16 protein-coding genes are annotated in these 16,161 nt (G+C 34.2%); all 16 read right to left on the bottom strand.

Going from position 1 to position 16,161, the window contains the following annotated elements:
* Positions 1-4: 4 nt before the first annotated feature.
* The 16 genes from SK086_RS06100 to SK086_RS06025 all read right to left on the bottom strand — a co-directional run bounded on the left by SK086_RS06100 (position 5) and on the right by SK086_RS06025 (position 16,157).
* Complete coding sequence (locus SK086_RS06100) at positions 5-475, bottom strand: heme-binding domain-containing protein (RefSeq protein ID WP_264542857.1); 471 nt, start codon at positions 473-475, stop codon at positions 5-7.
* 1 nt (position 476) lies between these two features.
* Positions 477-1,202 (bottom strand): DUF3347 domain-containing protein, encoded by a 726-nt coding sequence (locus tag SK086_RS06095; RefSeq protein WP_324690478.1) that lies wholly within the window; start codon positions 1,200-1,202, stop codon positions 477-479.
* A 22-nt stretch (positions 1,203-1,224) separates the two neighbouring features.
* On the bottom strand, positions 1,225-2,052 hold the full coding sequence (locus SK086_RS06090; protein WP_324690477.1) for a hypothetical protein: 828 nt from the start codon (positions 2,050-2,052) through the stop codon (positions 1,225-1,227).
* Complete coding sequence (locus SK086_RS06085) at positions 2,052-2,549, bottom strand: heavy-metal-associated domain-containing protein (RefSeq protein ID WP_290862945.1); 498 nt, start codon at positions 2,547-2,549, stop codon at positions 2,052-2,054. The genes SK086_RS06090 and SK086_RS06085 overlap by 1 nt, the downstream gene beginning before the upstream one ends.
* 86 nt (positions 2,550-2,635) lie before the next feature.
* Positions 2,636-3,118: a TlpA family protein disulfide reductase gene (locus SK086_RS06080; RefSeq protein ID WP_284653184.1), complete on the bottom strand. Its 483-nt coding sequence runs from the start codon at positions 3,116-3,118 to the stop codon at positions 2,636-2,638.
* A gap of 65 nt (positions 3,119-3,183) precedes the next feature.
* Positions 3,184-4,239, bottom strand: coding sequence for a YncE family protein (locus SK086_RS06075; RefSeq protein ID WP_290862950.1), 1,056 nt, complete (start codon positions 4,237-4,239; stop codon positions 3,184-3,186).
* 16 nt (positions 4,240-4,255) lie between these two features.
* Positions 4,256-5,128: a DUF3347 domain-containing protein gene (locus SK086_RS06070; RefSeq protein WP_290862952.1), complete on the bottom strand. Its 873-nt coding sequence runs from the start codon at positions 5,126-5,128 to the stop codon at positions 4,256-4,258.
* Positions 5,129-5,320: 192 nt separating this feature from the next.
* Positions 5,321-5,698 (bottom strand): hypothetical protein, encoded by a 378-nt coding sequence (locus SK086_RS06065; RefSeq protein ID WP_073364518.1) that lies wholly within the window; start codon positions 5,696-5,698, stop codon positions 5,321-5,323.
* Between the two features lie 59 nt (positions 5,699-5,757).
* A complete protein-coding gene (locus SK086_RS06060) occupies positions 5,758-7,749 on the bottom strand; it encodes a heavy metal translocating P-type ATPase (RefSeq protein ID WP_073364521.1) in 1,992 nt (663 codons plus the stop codon).
* 10 nt (positions 7,750-7,759) lie between these two features.
* Positions 7,760-8,125, bottom strand: a complete 366-nt coding sequence (locus tag SK086_RS06055) for a DUF3703 domain-containing protein (protein ID WP_073364524.1) — start codon at positions 8,123-8,125, stop codon at positions 7,760-7,762.
* A 2-nt stretch (positions 8,126-8,127) separates the two neighbouring features.
* The gene (locus SK086_RS06050; protein WP_073364527.1) at positions 8,128-8,484 is read right to left on the bottom strand and encodes a hypothetical protein; all 357 of its coding nucleotides are present in this window, start codon (positions 8,482-8,484) and stop codon (positions 8,128-8,130) included.
* Between the two features lie 25 nt (positions 8,485-8,509).
* Positions 8,510-9,760, bottom strand: coding sequence for an efflux RND transporter periplasmic adaptor subunit (locus SK086_RS06045; RefSeq protein WP_169522847.1), 1,251 nt, complete (start codon positions 9,758-9,760; stop codon positions 8,510-8,512).
* A gap of 11 nt (positions 9,761-9,771) precedes the next feature.
* Positions 9,772-14,088, bottom strand: coding sequence for a CusA/CzcA family heavy metal efflux RND transporter (locus tag SK086_RS06040; protein ID WP_073364533.1), 4,317 nt, complete (start codon positions 14,086-14,088; stop codon positions 9,772-9,774).
* A 97-nt stretch (positions 14,089-14,185) separates the two neighbouring features.
* The gene (locus tag SK086_RS06035; protein ID WP_073364536.1) at positions 14,186-14,518 is read right to left on the bottom strand and encodes a DUF6660 family protein; all 333 of its coding nucleotides are present in this window, start codon (positions 14,516-14,518) and stop codon (positions 14,186-14,188) included.
* A gap of 186 nt (positions 14,519-14,704) precedes the next feature.
* Positions 14,705-15,364, bottom strand: coding sequence for a P-loop NTPase family protein (locus SK086_RS06030; protein ID WP_073364538.1), 660 nt, complete (start codon positions 15,362-15,364; stop codon positions 14,705-14,707).
* Positions 15,348-16,157, bottom strand: a complete 810-nt coding sequence (locus tag SK086_RS06025) for a hypothetical protein (RefSeq protein WP_073364539.1) — start codon at positions 16,155-16,157, stop codon at positions 15,348-15,350. The genes SK086_RS06030 and SK086_RS06025 overlap by 17 nt, the downstream gene beginning before the upstream one ends.
* Positions 16,158-16,161: the final 4 nt, after the last annotated feature.

Raw genomic sequence — 16,161 nt, 5'->3', positions numbered from 1 at the left:
TTCCTTATTTTTCAGATAAACTGTTTTGTTTTATTGAATTAATCCAGGTTATTAATTCCTGTTTTTGGACTTCATTAATTATTGCATCGCGATGTAATAGGGTATATGAAGTTAATGGCATTTCATCCGATTTAATTTGTTTACCGATGGCTTCTAGTTTACTTTGCTGCTTTCGATTTGAATAACTGCCAAACTCATTAAAGTTTAACTCTTTTTTCCCATCTGTTATATGTTTTTCTACAAACATTCGAACAGGCTGAAGGTAATCATACCACAAATAGTCAGTGTTATTGCTGTGACAATCGTAACAAGATGTCTTTATAAGTTTTGAAATATTACTTGGTGCATTGGTTGTAATAATAAAATCATTTGTATAATCCTGGTCGGGATTTTGATTCAGGGCAGGTTGATAAAATTGTATTGCAACCACTACCAAAAAAAGTAAAATACCTACTTTCTTTAAACTATTTTTCATTTTATAACGTCTTTTTCAAACTGCCACATGTTAGCATCTTAGAGCCGTAGAAAGGATTTTTTATTTCTTTGGTTTCGCTTATCCAAATAGCACCTTTACCATCATCTGCCATAGGACAATAGTCCTGGTATAGTTGCATTTTTGAACCAAACATTTTAATTAAATCGTTAATGTCTTTGCTTAACAAAATATAATGTTCTCTTTGGTGGTCTAGTTTACCGGCATTTTCAGCTATATGCTCAGCTTGTTCTTTAGCATCTTCAGCAATGTCTATGTAAGCTTTTTTCTGATTAGCATTTAGCTTTTTTGTGTCAAAATTGTTAAATGATACCAATAATGCTTTTCCCTTATCAGCAGCTCCATTAGAATCGTCTTTTACTAATTTATTTTTTAGGTTTATGTAACTGATAACAATGTCATTTACATAATCAGATGACGTTACCTGTGCATCTTGACCATGCATCTCGACATTTGCTGCTTTATCCGTTGAATTTGCTTCCTGGACATTTTTATCCGATTTTGTTTGAGTAACCGGTTCTGTTAATTCCATGCCACATTTGGAGCATTTTTCTCCTTTTTTTCCTGTTACTTCAGGGTGCATTGGACAGGCGAATAATTCGTTTGAACCTGCTTGGGTTTCTGTTGCATTGGTTTCTGTTTCTTTAGCTTTATTGTTACACGATACTATTGTTATCGCTAAAAAAGCTGTTAAAAAAAGTGTTTTCATGATGTATTGTTTTTAGTAATTATTAATTTTTCTGGTTGGTTTTATTCGTTAAATCAAAAAAAGTATAGTACAGATTGAAATAAAAACCGTTTGGTGCTGAACGTACCATTGAACTTAGCAGTTCTTGGCGGTATGCTAAATCTAATCGCGCCTGACTATTGAAAATAAATTGTATTGCCGGCACAACGTCTAGATATGACTTCCCATTTTCATTGATAGTTTGCCCAACAAATTCCACCATTAGATTAATATTAGTTTGTTTGAAACTGGTATATTTTTTTGGATACATCAGTTTACCAAATGATAAGGTGTAGTTGGTCGCATTGTCGCCCATATTATCGGGAAACGGATAATCGGGTTTGTTGTCGAAGGCTTTTTCAAAACTTACAGATGAACTTATTGCCAGTTTTTTAATCAACTTAGTGGCTACAAATCCTCCTTCAAAACCTGTGTTGTGTCCTAAGATTTCTATTTGTTCCTGGTGAATGTCAGCATTATTGAAACTATATCTTCCAAATGCTGCCATCCGGAAGTGACTGTTCAAATCATCGGAGGAATAAAAACGATACTTTGTATAAAAACTACCTCCTTCGGTAACCAGTTGGTTACTTCGGTTACTTATAAAAGCAGAAGCCCTGAACATAATATTTTTGTTAAGTCCATAAGTTACTTCGGGCATGAAATGGTAATTATAGCCTGATTTCATTTCCTCTTTGAAAAGCGACTGCATCACATTAACTGCCAAAGAATTTGCCGGAACATTACTGGCCGGATCAGTTACCACGAATAACTCCTGACTAGTAATGTTTTGGCTGCTTATTGCAATTAAAAATAAAATAATCTTTCTCATTAATTCAGAATTTTAATGTGGAAATCATCTTCATTGTTTGAAGCATACGTTTCAACATTCTTGTATGATTTGGATAATTTTTTGAATTCCTTTTCAGTCACATAGCCTTTGTCTACTACCTGAAATTGTATTTCGGTGCCGTTGGCTGTGTTATTATTAACCAAAATATAAGTACTTTGGGTTATGGTTTCAGGTTTTGCTGTTAATACCAATGTCCCGATAAAAAAACCTGCTTTTTCCACTTTCTCCTTAAATACTTTTGGGCTTAATGTATTGCCTTCAGTCAGCGTTACCGTAAACGTATTGGTGTTTAAATCGGTTTCTACATTAACTACTTCGGGCAATGTTTTTAGCTGTTTGTTTATGGCATTCGAACACATAGAACAAGTTAAACCCGTAGCCCTGATTTCGGCTTTTACTATTTGGGCGTTACTCTTTATTGAGAACATCAAAACGATTGATGCTACAATTACACGCACTTTATTTATTTTATTCATCTGTATTTAATATTTGTTTTTTAATTGAAGATAGAACGTCTACTAAATCTTCTTTATATCTAAATAATGTTAATAGGCGTTTCATTTTAATCTTTTATTAATTTTATTATTTCTTCTTCTGTTGGATTCTTCGCTATTAGAACACCTTCGCGGTTAAAAAGGTATTTGGACGGTAATTCATCTACTCCGAAAACTAAGGCGGCATTAGCATCAAATCCTTTAGGGTCTATCAATTGAGTGAATTTGATTTTATCTTTTTCAATTGCTTTGAGCCATTTGTTTGCATCAATGTCGATTGATATTCCAATTATTTCCATTTTATCCGGACTAACCTCATTGTGTAGTTTGACTAATTTTTTATTACCTAACCGGCAAGGCGCACACCAAGATGCCCAAAAATCGACAAGCACGTATTTTCCTTTAAAAGATGAGGTGTTTACATCGCTGTTGCTATTACTTTTTAGTGTAATTGATGGTATTGTATCACCTACTTTAATCTGTGCATTCATCGAAAGCGCGACCAATATTAATAGTGCTGTAAAGTATTTTACTTGATTTTTGAATAACATATTAGTACCATTGTTTTTTATAAAACTAAGTCCTATGCCAACATAAGACTTAGTCTATTAAAGTGTTACATTTTTATAACAATCCCATTTGGCTTTCTTCCAACATTGATTGTTTTTGTTACTGAATGATTAGTGGTATTTACAACAGAAACTGTATTAGCAGTTTGATTGGTTACATAAGCAGTATTACCATCTGTTGTGAATGCAATTGCATGTGCACCGGCACCAGTATTAAATGAGCTTCCGTGCATCCACATATTCATTCCTGTATCCCAAGTCCAATAATGCACTTTTCCAGCCATTGGATCGGAAACCCATAATTCATTTTTAGGACCATTATATGATGCTATTCCTGGCATGAAGCCCAAAGTAATTGTTTCATCAACAGAGTTTGTAGCTACATCAATTACAGAAATGGTTTGTCCGTCTTCATTGTCTACATACATTTTACCATTGCTTCCTGTCCAAGCACCAACAGGGTTATCTCCAACGGCAATAGTTGTGATTATCGCTTTTGTTGCCGTGTTTATAACTGTTATGCTATCATCATCACCATTTGCCACATAGGCTTTTGTACCATCGGAAGAAAATGTTAGTTCAGCTGCCATCATTCCGACATCGATTGTATTCAATAAAGCATTGGTAGTAGCATCATATACTAAGACTTTACTATTCATTTCATCCATTTGAGGTACCCAAATTTCATTTCCGTTAGGTGAATAAATAGAATTATGGTTCATTAATGGCAGGTTGATGTTTTTTACAATCGAACCATTCATAGCATCAATTACTAACAATTTTCCTGTCATCCCTGATGTCATTAAACCAGAATGACCTGCACTCAAATCCATTCCCGGAACACCAATCGCTAGATGATCTTGGTGTGATGAAATGTGATGTGGCCACATAATCATATCTGAACCACTTCCCATTAATTCTATAGTTCCGGTTACTTCATTAGTACTTAACTTTACTACTGAAACGGAACCATCTTCTCCGTTTACAATGTATGCCGCTGGATAATCGACATTTAATGTCATATCCATATTGTCATCGTTGTTACTACAAGAGGTTAAAAATATTGCTCCAATGAATGAAGCTATCATTGATAAATTTTTCATTTCTATTTTTTTTAGGTTATTTAATAGTTTCTACTGTTTTTCCACAGTTTAACATCATTGTCCCATAATATGGGTTTTTTACAGTGTTTTCTTTGCTCAACCAATTGGCTCCTTTGCCATCATTATACATTGGACAGAATTGAAAGTAAACAGGTACTTCGTATTTTGCTGCTTTAATCAAAGTATAGATATCTTTTGACAATGTTGTAAAGTGATCACGTTGGTGTTTTACATCTTTTGTATCAGCGATGTGTTCTGCATCTTCTTTTATTGGATTTAAAACCTTCATCCAAACCATGTGCACCTCCATATCAAGCTTGTCCATTTTGACATTATTTACAGCTGTTAAGAGTTCTTTTGAAGTTGCAGCTACTTTGGTTCCATCAGAAGTTATCAAAGCATCTTTCAATAAAAAATAATTATCAAATACAGCTTTTAATTGATTTTCATTTTGAATTACATTAGTAGTTGTTTCAGAATGGTTTCCATGATTGGAATGGTCATCGGTATTAGCAGTAGTTATGTTTTCTTTTTTTACAGGAACTTTTGCTACTCTATCGTATTGACAACATCCGTGAAGGCTATTGTAAACCTCATCAGGAGCTAGAAATTTATCGCTATCATAACCTGCTAACGCAATTCTTTTAAGTATTTCATCCTGATTTGTTAGACTAGCATCATAAGTTAATGTTGCCATTTGGGTTTCCTGGTTCCAATCGACTTTAGCAATTTTTTTAATACTTCCTGCTTTTTCGATTTTAGTTTCACACATTCCACAGTTACCATAGACTTTAACTGTTTCTATTTTTTCATTTTTTATTTGTGCGTTGATAGAAGTTGATAGCAACATTAGAGCTGCTACCATTATTTTTATAAATGAGCTTTTCATTTTTAAATAATGTTAGTAATCAAAGTGTTTTACCTTGATTGATTGATAAAATAAATTTGAATAAATAACAGTTGCGAAAGAAATAGAAATGCAAACCAAATAATGGTATAGCAAAATGTATTCTAAAACTGTTGTAAATTGGATAGCAAAACGCTATGAATTTGACACACTTATGGCTGTCAAAAATTGGATTTAGCTTATTTTAGGGATTAGCCAAATGGAATAAAAACCATCGGAGATTGATGGTGTAGTATATAAAAAATTGATTTTTTCGAATGAAGGAAAGTTAAAGGCAGTCAGCTGAAAACTAATTTCGGGTACGAAGCTTACCGATGAAGTAGGGCAAGTTGATGAACAACCGCAACCGGAATGCCCGCATTTGCCGCCACAACCCTTGTTGTCTTTATCTTTTGTATTTTCATCAGCGCAACAGCTCTTTTTTTGTGTTTTATTGGATGAAATTTCTTTTTTGCAGGAACTCTTTTCTGAACCTTTACCACAAGCAAAAGCATTATTAGGCATGAGGAACATGCCTAGTAAAACTACAAGTATGATGTGGTATTTTTTCATATAAATATTAAAACAATACAAAACTAACTAAAAATTATTGCTTTATGTTAAAATTGATGTTAAAATCTCATTCTCTGAATTCTAACTGCGTTTAAAATAGCTAACAAAGCTACTCCTACATCGGCAAAAACGGCTTCCCACATTGTGGCTAAACCACCTGCACCAAGTACTAAAACTATTGTTTTTACAGCAAATGCTAAAATAATATTTTGCCAAACAATTTTCTTGGTTTGTTTGCCAATATTGATAGCCATTGGAATTTTTGAAGGCATGTCATCTTGAATAACTACATCGGCAGTTTCGATTGTGGCATCACTTCCTAAACCACCCATTGCTATTCCTACGTTACTTAACGCTACTACTGGTGCATCGTTTACACCATCGCCGACAAATGCTACCGTTTCATTTTTAGCAATGATTTCTTTAACTTTATTCACTTTGTCTTCGGGAAGTAAATCTCCAAAAGCATTTGTAATTCCGAGTGATTTTGCTACAAACTGCACTACGGTATTTTTATCGCCACTTAACATTATGGTTTTTATACCTAGTGCTTTTAGTTTATCTATTGTGATTTGTGCATCTTCTTTAATGCTGTCGGCAATAGTTAGATAACCTACGAATTTTTTATCGTAAGCTACAGCAATTAAGGTATAAACGATACTGGTTGGATCAATATCATACGAAATAGAAAATTTATCCATTAGTTTGAAATTTCCAACCAATAATTCATTTCCGTTTACTATGGCTTTAAGTCCGTGTCCTGAAATTTCTTCTACGTCTTTTAAAATAATGGTACTATCAATTTTTCCAACATATTGATGAATGGCTGTTGCAACCGGATGTGTACTTTGACTTTCTAAGGCATTGACCAATTGCAGTATTTCGGTTTGATTAAAATCGGAATTAAAAACGACTTCTTGCACTTTGAAAACACCTTCGGTCATTGTGCCTGTTTTGTCCATTACGACGTTTTGAATGGAAGCCATTACATCGAGGAAATTACTTCCTTTGAATAAAATTCCGTTTTTAGAAGCAGCTCCAATTCCGCCAAAATATCCTAACGGAATACTGATGACTAACGCACAAGGACACGAAATAACCAAGAACACTAATGCACGGTACAACCAATCTCTAAATTGATAATCCGCTACAAAAAGCATTGGAACCACACAAATTAAGATGGCTAAAAGCACTACAATTGGTGTATAAATTTTGGCAAACTTGCGTATAAATAATTCGGTTGGTGCTTTTTTTGCTGTGGCATCTTGCACCATTTCGAGTATTTTGGATAGTTTGCTATCGGTGTAAGCGGTTGTTACTTTTACTTGACAAACCGAATTTAGGTTTATCATTCCTGCTAAAACGGTTTCTCCTTTTGCTTTGGTATCGGGTTTGCTTTCTCCGGTAAGTGCTGCTGTATTAAATGAAGCTGTATCGGAAAGTAATTCGCCATCTAAACCCAATTTTTCGCCTGCTTTGAGTTGGATAATATCTCCAATTTTAGCTGTTGCTGCTTTGATTGTTTTGGCTACATTATTTTCTAAAATAGTAACTTCATCTGGTCTTTGGTCGAGTAAGGATTTTATATTTGCTTTGGCTCTTTGAACTGCAAGTGTTTGAAAGACTTCGCCAACAGCATAAAACAGCATCACGGCAACACCCTCTGGAAATTCTGCAATTGCAAAAGCTCCAATAGTTGCAATACTCATTAACAAAAATTCTGAAAATATCTCTCCTTTCTTTATAGCAACTAAAGCTTCTTTGATTACAGGAAAACCGACTGGTGCATAAGCAACAACATACCATATAGTTCGTACCCAACCTGTAAACCACGATTGTGGAAAGTAGTTATCGAAACCAATGGCAACCATCAACAAAACAAAACTTATGATTGCTGGAACAAACATTTGAAAGGTAGATTTATCTTCGTTGGAATGGTTGTGGTCGTGTACATCATCATCAGAATGATTATCGGGTTTTTTATTTATTTTTTCTTCTAATGTGCAACAAAGTTGTTTTCCTTGTGCATCGTATTTGTGTTGATGTTTCATAATTCAATTATTAAGAATTTGAATTTATTATTTTTTGTATGTCTTTCGGAATTTCCATTGGTTTTAAAGGTGGCACGTTTGCACCACCAGTATTACCAACAGGAATATGTCCAACAAATGATTTTACACCACCTATCAATAATCTTGGTATTTGACCAATTACCTCATTTGTACTTTTAATCTTAATACCAAATTGTAACATTTTCCAATGTACAAATGTATGCTCGCATGGATATTTTTGAGCTATTATATGTGCACGTTCCAAATGATGCCAAGCATTTTGAAAATCATTTAGTTGTAAATTATCCTTAACTAATTCTAACTCTTTTTGATAAAAAGGAATTAGCTTATTTGGCATTATCGTATTAAATTTCATGACTAAGCTTTACAACAACCATCTAAACTTTCATACGCTTTTGGATCTGCTTTTACTTCATCTGCATCATAACCTAATTTAGAGATACCTTCTTTAATTGTTTGTAAAGTAGTTTTCTTTGAATTGTAATAGATTGTAAAAGTCATCGCTTTATCATCTAACTCATACATTTTTATTCCTTTTATTTTAAGCATTTCTGTTTTGAATTTTAAACCACACGTTTCACATTCTTTACAATGGTCGCAATGAAAGAAAGTTTTTATGACTGCTTTTTGAGTAGTTTTTTGTGCTGAAACTAGATTTGTTGAAAAAAATACTATTGCTAAAAAAGCGATTGATTTTAAAATTGAATTTTTCATGTTATTTATTTTAAATTATTATTTATTAATGTTCGTGTTCGCCACCACCTTTTGATGTTGCCAGCAAGTAGAAAGCTCCTTTAATTACTATTTTTGCATTGGCAGGAATTTCTTCAACTAATTTTATTTCAGTATATCCTAAATCGGTTGTTCCTGGTATTACTTCGATGGCTTTAAAGTGAATTTCGTTGTGTTCTTCCTCTTCGCCTTCAGCGTGCTCATTATGTGCTTCGCCCTCTTTGTGATTGTGTTCTTCTTCTTTTACTTTTGGAGTTTCTTCTTGGTGTTCTTCTTGAATGTAAATGTAATATTTGTCTCCATTTCTAACAATAGCATCTTTTGGCAAAGCTTGAACTGTTTGATTAGTAATGTTGATATTAGCCGCTACATACATTCCGGAAATTAAATCTTTAGCATCGCTTGGATTGATTTTGGCGTGAACTGCAACGGTTTTACTTTCGTTAGAAAATGATTTATTGATACCGAATATTTTTCCTTTTATTGATTTATTGGATTGATTGGTCAATACAAAATCGACTTCTTGACCAACGGAAATTTTACCTAAATCTTTTTCAAACACATTCAAATCTAAGTGCATTTGGCTGTTATCGACTACTTCAAAAAGAGTAACTCCGGTTTCTGCAAACGCTCCTTTGGTGATGCTAATTTTACCCACATAACCACTTATCGGCGAAACAATCGGAATTAAAGAAGTGCTGCCTTTTAAACTAACATTCAACGCTTGTAGTTTATTTTTTGCTGCTTGTGCTTTTGCTTTTTCAACTGCTAATTTTGACTTAACTTCTTGAAACGTTTTACGAGGATTTACATTTTCATCGCTCAATGTTTTTTGGCGGTTGTATTCTAATTGTAGGTATTCAATGTTTGCAATAGCCGAATTGTAATCTTCTTGCATTTCGGTTACTTCAAGGTTTTGGATGGTTGCTAATGTTTTCCCTTTTACCACATAAGTGCCTTCTAACACATAAATATCTTTTACGACACCACCAATTAAGGTTGATATATTTGCCATATTCTGAGGTGGAACAGCAGTATATCCGTTTGCTTTGATTACCGTATTGAGGTTTTTCATTACGATAGTTCCTGTTTCTATACCAATGGTTTTGAATTGCGCTTCTGTTAGTGCTACTTCGGTTTCCGATTTTTCTTCTTCGTGTGTTTCTTCGGTTTTCTTTTCGCCGCAAGAAGTAAAAAGTATTAAGACAAGAGTATTAAGTATTAAGAAAAACTTCGATTTTGATTTTATATTTTTCATATTATTGAATATTAATTATTGTTGAAAGATGGAAATTGCAATTGAATAGCACTTTGATTATAGGTATTAACAGCTTCTGCGTTTTGCTTTTTAATATCAATGGCTTGGTTTAAAAAACTGATGTAAGTCCAATAACTCATATCGCCATTGGCGTAGCTCTTTTGTGCCGTTGTAATAATTTGGTCTGCATATTGCAATCCTTCGTTTTGGTAATACGCCACTGCTTTTTTCTGCTTTTCAAACTCGTTTTGTAGTTCCTCTTTTTGTAGTTTTAAAGTCAGTTTGCTTTTATCCAATTCTAATTGCGATTGCGAAATACTTATCTGCGAAGCTTTCGCTTTAGCGGTATTTGCTCCACCAAATAAAGGAATTTGTACACCAGCAGTAAATCCTTGAAAATACGATTTTGTTTCAATGGTTTGCCCGAAATAACCTAATCCTAGCCTCGGTGTACGCATTGCTTTGAATGTATTAGCTTCTTTTTGATAGACTGTAATTTGCTGTGTGTAATAGTCGTTTACCAATCCTTCCACTTTAGCATTATTCACATCAGTTGGGTTTGCATATTTCAGTGGCGTTGTAGCATCTGGAATTATATTTTCATCGGTTTGAATGAAGTATTGTAATTGCTTTTGATATACAACCAAATCATATTCTAATTGTGCTTTTTGGGTTTCGATTTCCTTTACTTTAGCTTTGGCACTTATGACTTCAATATTACCACTTTCGCCTGTTTGAAAACGAAGCTCTGCATTTTTTAGGAATTTGGAATAAATGTCGAACAATTCAGTATTCAGTTTTTGAATGGAAACACCGTATAAATATTGATAATACGCAAGTGTTACCGCTTTTTCGATTTCATATTCGGTTAATGCTTTTCGCTTTTCAGCCAATTTTGCTAATTCTTCTTGTAATTGTCTATTGGCTTTTGTGATTTTACCAATAGGAAAGTACTGTTGAATGGAAACATTATGGTCGTAATCAACATTGTTGAATTGTCCGCCTTGGTATTGTACTTGCAAAGGATCTACTTGAAATGCAGTTTTTTTGAGGACGGTTTGTTTTTCAATTTCCTTGTCGGCAATTTTTAAATCGATGTTATTTGCTTTTGCTTTTTCAATGGCTTTTTCTAGCGTTATGGTTTGGCTATTTTGAGCAAATGAAAAGCTACTTATTAATAAAACTATTAGTGTTACAATTGGATTTGACATTTTTTTTCTTCTTTTAATTCCCTTTTCAAAGAGTAAATACAAAATTGGTAAAACGATTAAGGTTAGTAATGTAGCCGAAACCAATCCGCCAATTACTACAGTTGCTAATGGTTTTTGAACTTCGGCTCCGCCACTTGTTGACAATGCCATTGGTAAAAACCCAAGTGAAGCTACCGCAGCAGTCATTAATACTGGTCGCAATCTTGTTTTTGTTCCGATTAAGACACGTTGCATTGGGTCGGTTATTCCTTCCGTTTTAAGTTGGTTAAAATAAGATATTAGCACAATTCCGTTTAAAACAGCAATTCCGAATAAAGCAATAAAACCAATTCCTGCCGAAATACTAAACGGCATTCCGCGTAACCATAGAGCAAAAACACCACCAATTGCTGATAATGGAATGGCTGTGAAAATCAGTAATGATTGCTTCATACTGTTGAAGGTAAAAAACAATAAAACCAAAATAAGTCCTAAAGCAATTGGTAAAGCTACCGAAAGGCGTTTATTGGCTTCCACTAGATTTTCAAATTGTCCACCATACGTAACATAATATCCTGCTGGAAGTTTGAAATTGGTGTCTAACTTTTGTTGAATTTCCTCAACAACACTTTTTATATCACGACCACGAACATTTAGACCAACTGTAATTCTTCGCTTTCCATCTTGACGAGATACTTGTACAGGCCCTTGTTCGTAACTGATGGTTGCTACTTGGGAAAGGGGTACTTGTTGACCGTTTGGCAATGGAATAAATAAATTACTCACATCGGTTATATCACTTCTATTAGCCTCATTCATACGAACCACTACATCAAATCGTTTGCTCTCTTCATAGATTTTACCGGCGCTTTCTCCGGCAAATGAGGAACGAATTATTTGATTGATATCGACAATATTCAAACCGTATAAGGCTATTTTATTGTAATCGTATTTGACTGTGATTTGCGGCAGACCTACAACTTTATCAGCTTTTAAGTCACCAACACCTTCAATTTTACTAACTTTTGAAATCAATTCTTTGGCTTTTGTATCTAAAATCTCTAAATCATCACCAAAAATCTTAATGGCTATATCGCTTCGGCTTCCTGTCATTAACTCGTTAAAGCGCATTTGAATAGGCTGTGATATTTCGATATTCGCTCCTGGAATAACTTCCATTTCTTCTTTCATCAAATTGGCTAAATCTTCCCAATTATCGGCAGAAGTCCATTCGCTTTTGTCTTTCAGTACAATAATAAAATCGCCACTCTCAATTGGCATTGGATCGGTTGGAATTTCTCCACTTCCGATTTTTGTTACAATGGTTTTTATTTCAGGGAATTTTGCTTTTAGGATTTTCTCATATTTAGTAGTTGTTTCTACCATTTGTGTTAATGAGCTTCCGGTCATAATGGTAACATTAATGGCTAAATCACCTTCTTCAATGGTTGGAATAAATTCGCCTCCCATATTTTGAAAAGTTATAAGTGCCAAAGCAAACAACCCTAATGAAATAGCCAAAACTGTTTTTTTTAATCGTAATGCTTTTTCTAAAAATGGTGCATATATTTTCTCGAACCATGCCATCATTCTATCGCTAAAGTTTGGCTTATGCTCTGTGTTCTTGGATAAAAACATTGCACTCATCATTGGAACATACGTCAGTGATAAAACAAATGCTGCGATTACTGCAAAGCCTACCGTCATTGCCATAGGTTTGAACATTTTACCTTCAGTACCAACTAATGCTAAAATTGGTAGGTATACAATTAAGATTATGATTTCTCCAAAAGCTGCACTGTTACGGATTTTAGAAGCTGATTTATATACTTCACTGTCCATTTCAGTTTGGGTTAAATTATTTTGTCGTTTGAGTTTTTGCAAATGGTGCATTGTGGCTTCAACAATGATTACAGCACCATCGACAATAATTCCGAAGTCGATTGCTCCTAAACTCATTAAGTTACCACTTACGCCAAAATAATTCATTAGAATTACCGCAAAAAGCATAGATAATGGAATTACAGAAGCAACTATTAAACCTGCACGAAGATTACCAAGAAATAAAATCAAGACAAAAATTACTATTAATGCGCCTTCGAGTAGGTTTTTAGTAACTGTTCCGATTGCATTATCAACTAATTTTCCTCTATCAATAAAAGCTTCAGCAACAACACCTTCGGGAAGTGTTTTATTGATTTGCTCCATTTTCTCTTTTACTCTTTCGTTTACCGCTTTTGAATTTTCACCTTTTAGCATCAATGCCATACCACAAACGATTTCCCCTTTACCATCTTTTGTGGAAGCTCCATAACGCAATGCAATGCCTTCTCTAACGGTTGCCACATCCCTGACTAAAACCGGTGCCCCGTTTCTGTTTTTAATGACAACTTTTTCTAAATCTTTATTTCCTGTTGCCATACCGACACCGCGGATGAAATAGGCATATTGGTCTTTTTCGATGTAAGCTCCTCCTGTATTTTGATTGTTTTTTTCGAGTGCTTCAAAAATTTCAGTAATGGTTACTCCAAGACTGTTAAGCGTATTTGGGTTTACTGCGATTTCATATTGTTTCAATTTCCCACCCCAAGTACTCACTTCGGCAACGCCTTCAACACCTTGAAGCTGAGGAACAATAATCCAATCCTGAATGGTTCTTAACTTGATGGCGTCGTATTTATCTTCATACCCTTTTTTGGCAAAGACATCGTATTGGTAAATTTCCCCAAGACCTGTTGAAATTGGACCTAACTCTGGTGTACCTGCATAAGCTGGTATATTTTCTTCGGCTTGCTTTAAACGTTGGAAAATTTGCTCTCTTGCCCAATAGATATCGACATCATCTTTGAAAACAACTGTAACTACCGAAAGTCCGAAACGAGAGATACTACGAAGTTCAATTACTTTGGGGATTGTTTTTACGGATTGTTCTAAAGGATACGTGATTAATTGTTCTACTTCCTGACTGGCAAGAGTTGGAGCAGTAGTAATGATTTGCACTTGGTTATTGGTTACATCAGGTAACGCATCAAGCGGTAATTGTTTTATAGAGTAGCTACCAAAAGCTATTAGAACCAAAGTAAATAAAAGTATTATAAACTTGTTCTTTATACTGAACTGTATGATTTTGTCTAACATTGAAAATATTATAATGAATTAGAAAATTAGCAAAACTGCTTTTGCTATTATTTGTGAAAAGGTCACAACTTTCTAACCCGAAATTACTCGGGCATCGTTATACTATTTGAGGTGGTTGCCAGATACTTCCGTAGAAATTGGAAGTGAATTTAGAAGTGTACGAAGGTAACTGTGTTTTAATATTTTTGGAAACTACTGCAAAATTTACAGTTAAAATCTTAAAATAACTTACTATTTGAGAACCACAACAATTACAACTGCAAAAAGGAGAACATAAATCCTTTTCTTTATCGTGGTCATGGGATTTCTCATCGTGATTAGCTGAAACCTCTGCAGCTTTGTGTGCTGCACTACTGACTTCCATATCTGCACAAGGCAAACAAGATAGTGCCACTAGATAGATTGATAATATGTAGTTTAAGAGTTTCACGATTGTAAAAATAGTTAATTTTTATTAAGTACTATAAAAATTGTATTCGTTTGTCAATCTTATTTCTTTTGATGATTTTGTTTAAGATTTTTTAACTTTTTGGTAACTTATCACCGCATAAAGGATTAATTAAATTTACTCATCTTTTAAAATCCGTAAGTTTTTAGTTTTCAAAGAAATGATAGGTTAGCGTTTGTCTTTTGAGGTTGTTGGAAAACTGATGAGGTTGAACATATTTCTCATTCGGGATCGAAGACGGTTACCATAATGCTTTTCAATTTCAGATGCTGATAGATTGGTTGTTAAATGCGTTATGGATTTGTTATATATAAACTCTTCATACCTGCTGATTAGGATTTCGGCCATTACGTTGCAATCGTTACCAAAGTGTTTGATTTGTTGTTCGGCACCAAGGTCATCGAAGCAATAACCGGTTAATCGGGTTTGGTTGTTTGCCTTTTTTGTATAAGGTTCTAGTGCTTGATAGCCGTGTTTGGCAAATTCGAAAGCAACTTCCCGGCAAGTTTTGATTTTATAATCGGATGCTTGAAACGCAAAAGGTCTAATGAGGTGCATAATGGATGTTTTGCCGCAACCAATTGGACCGGACAACAAAATACCTTTTGATAAATCAATTTGGAGTTTTTGGGCCTCGCTTTGGTCTTTGATCATATAAATTAAAAGCTTGTAGAATGTTGGACAATCGTCTTGGTTAATTTTAAACGATTTTCCGTACTGTGCTTTTCCGTGATACTCGATGTAATCTAAGCATCGATTGAAATCATATACTTTGTCGTTATCTTCAACCGTAAAAGTATCTGTGATGTATTTACAGTGGTTCGCCATAGTTTTTTTGATTAGAAGTGTTTAAATGATTTGGCTGAAGCTCATTCTTTTTGGGATTGAACTTGTCGGTATTAATTATCCAATTGTTTGCTGAAGCTTTCCAGTCTTTCATTTTTGATTTGCCGCCCACAAGCCATCCTTTGCTAGTGTAATAGTTGAAAAACTTCTCTGCTTCTTGAATGGTGCTGCTTTTTTCGATGAAGTAGTTTTGAAGCTCATCATAATTAGGAGGAATATCATCCTGGTTGTACCTTTTTTTTTCGCGCAACTTTTTTTTTGGTTCCGATTCACTTTTAAAGTCAGGTTGAAAATTTAATTTTTCAATTTTTTTTGATTCGCTATTTATATCGTTTAAACTGTTTGTATTGTTTATATTGTTTGTATATATATATACCTGTTCAGTACTTGTATCATTACTAGTACAGTGCTGGTTCAGTACCGGTTCATCAACTTGTTCATTTTTTAGTTTTTTGGCTTCCTTGCGGGTGATGGGTTTTGTATAAAAATCGAGTTCCAATATTTCCACCATGCTGCTTTTGTATGGGTTGTAAGACGGAGAGTAGATTATATAGCCGTTTTTAACCAGATCCTTAATGCATTTGTGGTAAGTTGCTTTGGAACTTATTTTACTAATACGCATTAATTCGTCCCGGGAGATGCTGATGGGATTTACAAAACGGTTTTGATTCCATACTTGAAATATTGCAATGTAAAGACTTATGTGTGTAGGATTAAAGTCGTAATCGAGCACTACTTTTTCAAAAAAGCCGGAGAGGTGTTTTATGTAATTCATGGTA

This window comes from Flavobacterium cheonhonense (genome assembly GCF_035671315.1).
In the GTDB taxonomy this organism is placed as follows: Bacteria; Bacteroidota; Bacteroidia; order Flavobacteriales; family Flavobacteriaceae; genus Flavobacterium; species Flavobacterium cheonhonense.
Note: the sequence above shows the minus strand (reverse complement) of the source record. Positions and strands in the feature narration are given on the sequence as shown.

What these genes read in the sequence shown, in the direction of transcription:
- SK086_RS06100 (WP_264542857.1), bottom strand. Translation starts at nt 475, where the DNA reads ATGAAAAATAGTTTAAAGAAAGTAGGTATTTTACTTTTTTTGGTAGTG.
- SK086_RS06095 (WP_324690478.1), bottom strand. Translation starts at nt 1,202, where the DNA reads ATGAAAACACTTTTTTTAACAGCTTTTTTAGCGATAACAATAGTATCG.
- SK086_RS06090 (WP_324690477.1), bottom strand. Translation starts at nt 2,052, where the DNA reads ATGAGAAAGATTATTTTATTTTTAATTGCAATAAGCAGCCAAAACATT.
- SK086_RS06085 (WP_290862945.1), bottom strand. Translation starts at nt 2,549, where the DNA reads ATGAATAAAATAAATAAAGTGCGTGTAATTGTAGCATCAATCGTTTTG.
- SK086_RS06080 (WP_284653184.1), bottom strand. Translation starts at nt 3,118, where the DNA reads ATGTTATTCAAAAATCAAGTAAAATACTTTACAGCACTATTAATATTG.
- SK086_RS06075 (WP_290862950.1), bottom strand. Translation starts at nt 4,239, where the DNA reads ATGAAAAATTTATCAATGATAGCTTCATTCATTGGAGCAATATTTTTA.
- SK086_RS06070 (WP_290862952.1), bottom strand. Translation starts at nt 5,128, where the DNA reads ATGAAAAGCTCATTTATAAAAATAATGGTAGCAGCTCTAATGTTGCTA.
- SK086_RS06065 (WP_073364518.1), bottom strand. Translation starts at nt 5,698, where the DNA reads ATGAAAAAATACCACATCATACTTGTAGTTTTACTAGGCATGTTCCTC.
- SK086_RS06060 (WP_073364521.1), bottom strand. Translation starts at nt 7,749, where the DNA reads ATGAAACATCAACACAAATACGATGCACAAGGAAAACAACTTTGTTGC.
- SK086_RS06055 (WP_073364524.1), bottom strand. Translation starts at nt 8,125, where the DNA reads ATGAAATTTAATACGATAATGCCAAATAAGCTAATTCCTTTTTATCAA.
- SK086_RS06050 (WP_073364527.1), bottom strand. Translation starts at nt 8,484, where the DNA reads ATGAAAAATTCAATTTTAAAATCAATCGCTTTTTTAGCAATAGTATTT.
- SK086_RS06045 (WP_169522847.1), bottom strand. Translation starts at nt 9,760, where the DNA reads ATGAAAAATATAAAATCAAAATCGAAGTTTTTCTTAATACTTAATACT.
- SK086_RS06040 (WP_073364533.1), bottom strand. Translation starts at nt 14,088, where the DNA reads ATGTTAGACAAAATCATACAGTTCAGTATAAAGAACAAGTTTATAATA.
- SK086_RS06030 (WP_073364538.1), bottom strand. Translation starts at nt 15,364, where the DNA reads ATGGCGAACCACTGTAAATACATCACAGATACTTTTACGGTTGAAGAT.
- SK086_RS06025 (WP_073364539.1), bottom strand. Translation starts at nt 16,157, where the DNA reads ATGAATTACATAAAACACCTCTCCGGCTTTTTTGAAAAAGTAGTGCTC.